The organism is Mesorhizobium sp. M4A.F.Ca.ET.022.05.2.1, assembly GCF_003998845.1.
GTDB lineage: Bacteria > Pseudomonadota > Alphaproteobacteria > Rhizobiales > Rhizobiaceae > Mesorhizobium.
Map to the genome: position 1 here is coordinate 1 of NZ_RZOJ01000441.1, position 4,915 is coordinate 4,915.

Below are 4,915 nucleotides of genomic sequence, written 5' to 3' on the forward strand. Positions count from 1 at the left end.
GAACAGGACCTTGCCCGACGCACGCGGCGAGCCGGCGATAGGGTTGGCGCCAGCACCCCAGTCGTCCAGTTGCACGGTCGAGGCCTTTGGCCAGTGCGGTGTCGGCATGTCAAGTTCCTCGGTTACGCCAGCATGTAGATGTTGCGCATGGTCTCATGCACAGTGCATTCGCCGCTCCAGCCGGCCGGGAACAGCACCACCGTCCCGGCTGTCACCTCTATCACCTCGCTGTCGTCGGATTTGTAGGTGGCGCGACCTGAAACGAAGTGGCAGAACTCGTCGCGCGGGATCTTGAGCCGCCAGCGTCCCGGCGTGCAGACCCAGATGCCGGATTCCGGCTGGTTGTTCGGACCCTTGTGCACCAGCCTGCCGGTCGAGTGCGAAGCGCCCTCCAGCGCGTCAGGCTGCGCGCCCCAGTCGACGAGATCGGCGCGGGTCGAGGCCTGGTGGAGGTGCGGGGCGGAGGAGGTCACAGCAGCTGCTCCAGCAGCCCGGCAGCCTTCTCGGGGCCGTTCTGCGACTGCATCTGCGCCGATGCCCTGGCGAGCTTGGCCTTGATTGCCGGATCGGTGAGGCAGGCCTCGATCTTCGCGATCAGGTCGGCATCGCTCCAGTCATAGCGCGGCATGCCGAAGCCGCAGCCGATCTCGCCGACGCGGGTGGCATTGTCGTGACCGTCCCAGACATAGGGCATGATGATCGCCGGCTTGCCGAAATAGAGGCACTCGGTGAAGGAGTTGTTGCCGCCATGGTGGATCACAACATCGACCTGCGGGATCACCGAAGGTTGCGGGAACCAGCTGTCGACGATGACGTTGCCGGGCACGTCGGTGTACTGGTCCTTGTAGCCGCCGACATTGACCAGCGCCCGGTAGCGCGTCTTGCCGAGCGCCGCGATGATGCGCTTCAGGAGGTCGACGTCGCCGGCCCCCAGGCTGCCGAAGGAGACGTAGAGCAGCGGCCCGTCATTGTTCTTCGCAAAGGTCGGTATTGCGTAGGGCTTCTCCTGCCGCACGCAGCCCTCGAGATACTGGAATTTCGCCGGGTCGAGCGGATGCCGGCGGTTGAACTTCGCCGCCTGCGGATAGAGCAGCAGGTTGAGGTAGGGCGAGGCCTCGAAGAACTGGCCGATCGGATAGGGCGCCTCGCCATTGGCGGCGAGGAAGGCGTTGAAGTCGTCATGGATCGGCTTGATCACCGCGTTGAAATGGTCGCGGTAGCGCTTGTGGCCGGCATAATCGCTCTCGGCGCAGCCGGAAAGATGCGGCGGGATGTCCTCGTCCTCGATCTCGTTTTCCGAGCAGGAGATGACCCGCACCCAGGGCTTGCCGTATTGTTTGATCGCCGGAAACAGGATGACGTTGTCGACCGAGATGACGTCGGGCTTGATCTTGTCGAGCACGCCGGGCAGATCCTTCTGCGCCCATTTGGCGCTGTCGACGATCGCCGTCCAGCAATCCTTCACATAGTTGTCGACCTGGCCGTAGGGCGACTTGCGGAAGTTCGGGATGTGGCCGTTGATGAAATCCTCCCAGAACTTGGCCATCTGCTCCGGCGGCATCGGCTCGGAGAGGTTCACCGGATGCGCCTCGAAGCCGTAGCCCTTGTAGACGTCGACAAAGCCGGGGTCGGACAGGAACACCGCCCTGTGGCCGCGCGCCTCGACCGCCTGGGCGATGCCGACGGAATTGAGCGCCGGTCCAAAGGCCGCTTCCGGGAAAAACGCGATGGTCTTCTGCGCCATGGTTTCAATCTCCATCAATCTGCGAAAATTCTGACATCGGCGGCGTCCCAGCCGAGCTCGATCCGGTCGCCGGCGGCAACCGGCCGGCGGTCGGCGGCATCGGCGGTGACGCGCACCAGGAACGGCCTTTGCGACAGAGCGGTGCGGACATGCACCTGCAGGTCGAGGCCCTGATAGGCGAGCGCCTCGACAGTGCCGGCAACGCGGTTGGCGGTGTCGGGCGACGGAAACAGCCGGATGCGTTCGGGCCGCACAGCGGCGACAGCCGAGGCGCCCGACGAAAGTGTCGCCGGAACCTTGCCGGTGATCTTCGTGCCATTCGTCGCCTGGACGCCGTTGGTGTCAGCACGGCCGGGGACAAAATTCATCACGCCGATGAAGTCGGCGACGAAGCGGTCGGAAGGATGTTCGTAGATCGCGTGCGGCGTGTCGCATTGCAGCAGCCTGCCATCCTTCAGCACCGCCATGCGGTCGGCCATGACCAGCGATTCCTCCTGGTCGTGGGTGACGATGACGAAGGTGATGCCGACCTCGTGCTGCAGGCGCTTCAATTCGAGCTGCATGGCGCCGCGCAGTTTCTTGTCGAGCGCGCCGAGCGGCTCGTCGAGCAACAGCAGGCGCGGCCGCTTGACCAAAGCGCGGGCGAGCGCCACGCGCTGCTTCTGCCCCCCAGACAATTGCTCCGGCTTGCGGTCGGCGAAAGGCACGAGCTCGGTCGTCGCCAGGATGGCGTCGACGCGGCTGCGGATCTCGGCCGCCGGCAGGCGCTCCATTTCGAGGCCGTAGGAGACGTTGGCCCTGACGCTCATATGCGGAAACAGCGCATAGGACTGGAACATCAGGTTGACCGGTCGCTTGTTGGGCGGCGTGCGGGCGATATCGCGCCCGTCGAGCAGGATCTGGCCGTCGCTCGGCGTCTCGAAGCCGGCCAGCATGCGCAACAGCGTGGTCTTGCCGCAGCCGGAGGGGCCGAGTAGGGCGAAGAATTCGTTCTCGCGGATGTCGAGCGAAATGCCGTCGACGGCTCTCACGCGGCCGAAATTCTTCGACACGCGATCGATCCGAAGCAGCGTGCGCGGTTCGCTCATTGGCCGATAACCCCACGATTGAGCCGCTGCGAAAGGGTCAGCGCGGTGATCGAAACCGCCATGACGATGGTCGCCAGCGCGTTGATCTCCGGCGTGATGCCGAAGCGGATCATCGAATAGATCTGCATCGGCAGCGTGGTCGAGGCGCGGCCGGCGCCGGCGGTGAAGAAGGCGATGATGAACTCGTCCACCGAGAGCGTGAAGGCGAGCAGCGCGCCGGCGACGACCGCCGGCAGGATGACCGGCAGCGTCACCCGCCGGAAGGTGGTGAGCGCGGAGGCGCCGAGATCGGCGGAGGCCTCGACGATCGACCAGTCGAAGCTCTTCAGCCGCGCGCGCACTACAGAGCAGACGAAGGCAAGGTTGAAGACGACATGGGCGAGGACGATGGTGTGTAGGCCCATGGTGACATCGAGCATCGAGAAGAACGACAGCAGCGCGATGGCGAGCACGATGTCTGGAATGATCATCGGCGCGAAGATCAGTGCTTCCAGACCCTTTCCGTATTGCCGGCGCATCTCGATGCCGATCGCCAGCAGCGTGCCGAGCAGCGTGGCGATGGCGGTCGAGACCAGCGCCACGATCAGCGTGTTGAGGGCAGCCTGCAGGATCGCCGCATTGCCGGCGAGCGAAGCGTACCATTTCAGCGAGAAGCCCGACCATGCCGTCGGCAGCCCGCCGGCGTTGAAGGAGAGCGCCACCAGGACGGCGATCGGGATGTAGAGGAAGGCGAAGACCAGGACGAGGATCGTCCGCAAGCCGAGGGTGCGGGCAGGCGACGAAGTCATGGCTGTCCTCTGATGGTCAGGAGGCGAGCGGTCATACAGCCTCCTTCTCCCCGTGCACGGGGAGATGATGCCGGCAGGCAGATGAGGGGCAACGCTGAGCGTCGCAAAGGCTGGCGCCGCCCCTCATCCGCCCCTTCGGGGCACCTTCTCCCCGTGAACGGGGAGAAGGAAGCAAGGGAGCGCTCAGCCATCGGCACCTCCCTCAGCTTCCTTGGCTCGGCCGGCGGCGCGGTCGGCAAGCAGGGCCTGCGCCATCAGGACCGCGAGCATGATGGCGATCAGCGCCATGGCGAGGGCGGCGCCAAACGGCCAGTCATTGGCGGTCAGGAACTGGTCGTAGACCAGGTTGCCGATCATCTGGAAGCGGCCGCCGCCGAGCAGAGCGGGGGTGACGAAATTGCCGATCGACAGCACGAAGACGAAGACCGCGCCGGCGGCGATGCCGGGCACCGTCAGGGGCAGGATGACGCGGCGAAAGGTGGTCAGCGCCGAGGCGCCGAGGTCGCGCGAAGCCTCGGCGAGTTCCGGATTGAGCCGCGACAGCGGCGCGTAACAGGCGAGGATGACGAAGGGCAGGTAGTTGTAGACCAGGCCGGCGATGACGGCGCCCTCGGTGTAGAGCATCGACGGCGGCTCGCCCGTGTAGCCCATCCAGCGCAGCAACTGGGTGACGAGGCCCTCGCGGTTGAGGAGCACGATCCAGGCATAGGTGCGGATCAGATAGTTCGACCAGAACGGCAGCACGGCGAAGAACAGAAATACCGGCTGCAGCCGGCGTGGCGCCGCGGCAATCGCATAGGCAGCGGCGTAGCCGATGATGACCGCGATCAGTGTCGCGGCGCCGGCGATGCGCGCCGAGTTGAGGAAGATGCCGGCATAGAGCGGGTCGAGGACCTGGCCGAAATTCTCCAGCGTGAAAGTGTATTCGATCCCGCCATAGATGCCGCGCCGGAAGAAGGCGAGCGCAAGCACCAGCGCGCATGGCACGACCATGAGCGCGGTCAGCCAGGCCAAAGCCGGCGCCATCAGCAGGTTGGAGCGAAGTCTGGTCTGGGACAATTTTCGATACCGCTCAGCGGCCGACGGCGGCAGCCCGCCATCGGCCATTGTCTCTGGGCTGCAAGCGCCTACTGCGCGGCCTTGATCTCGCTAACGATCTTGGAGTAGTCGCGCTGGGCGTCGCCGACGTCGCGCAACTGCTCGAACTTGACGAGGTCGGCCACCGGCATCGCCATGTTGGGGAACTTGGCCAGGAAGTCGGCCGGCAGGCTCTCCATCGCCGGCTTGTTCGGCAC

Annotated in this window: 5 protein-coding genes; all 5 read right to left on the reverse strand. The window is 65.3% G+C overall.

The window, feature by feature from the left end; all coding sequences use genetic code 11:
• Positions 1-122: 122 nt before the first annotated feature.
• Positions 123-473, reverse strand: a complete 351-nt coding sequence (locus tag EN745_RS29970) for a cupin domain-containing protein (protein ID WP_127422908.1) — start codon at positions 471-473, stop codon at positions 123-125.
• Entirely contained in the window at positions 470-1,744 is a 1,275-nt protein-coding gene (locus EN745_RS29975; protein WP_127422909.1) for a glycosyltransferase, read from the reverse strand. Before EN745_RS29975 ends, EN745_RS29970 begins: the two co-directional genes overlap by 4 nt.
• Before the next feature lie 14 nt (positions 1,745-1,758).
• Complete coding sequence (locus EN745_RS29980; protein ID WP_127422910.1) at positions 1,759-2,832, reverse strand: ABC transporter ATP-binding protein; 1,074 nt, start codon at positions 2,830-2,832, stop codon at positions 1,759-1,761.
• Positions 2,829-3,620 carry an ABC transporter permease gene (locus EN745_RS29985; RefSeq protein ID WP_127422911.1) on the reverse strand — a complete coding sequence of 264 codons (792 nt, stop codon included), beginning with the start codon at positions 3,618-3,620 and terminating at the stop codon, positions 2,829-2,831. Before EN745_RS29985 ends, EN745_RS29980 begins: the two co-directional genes overlap by 4 nt.
• A 183-nt stretch (positions 3,621-3,803) precedes the next feature.
• Positions 3,804-4,646 carry an ABC transporter permease gene (locus EN745_RS29995; protein ID WP_126059352.1) on the reverse strand — a complete coding sequence of 281 codons (843 nt, stop codon included), beginning with the start codon at positions 4,644-4,646 and terminating at the stop codon, positions 3,804-3,806.
• Positions 4,647-4,915 lie beyond the last annotated feature (269 nt).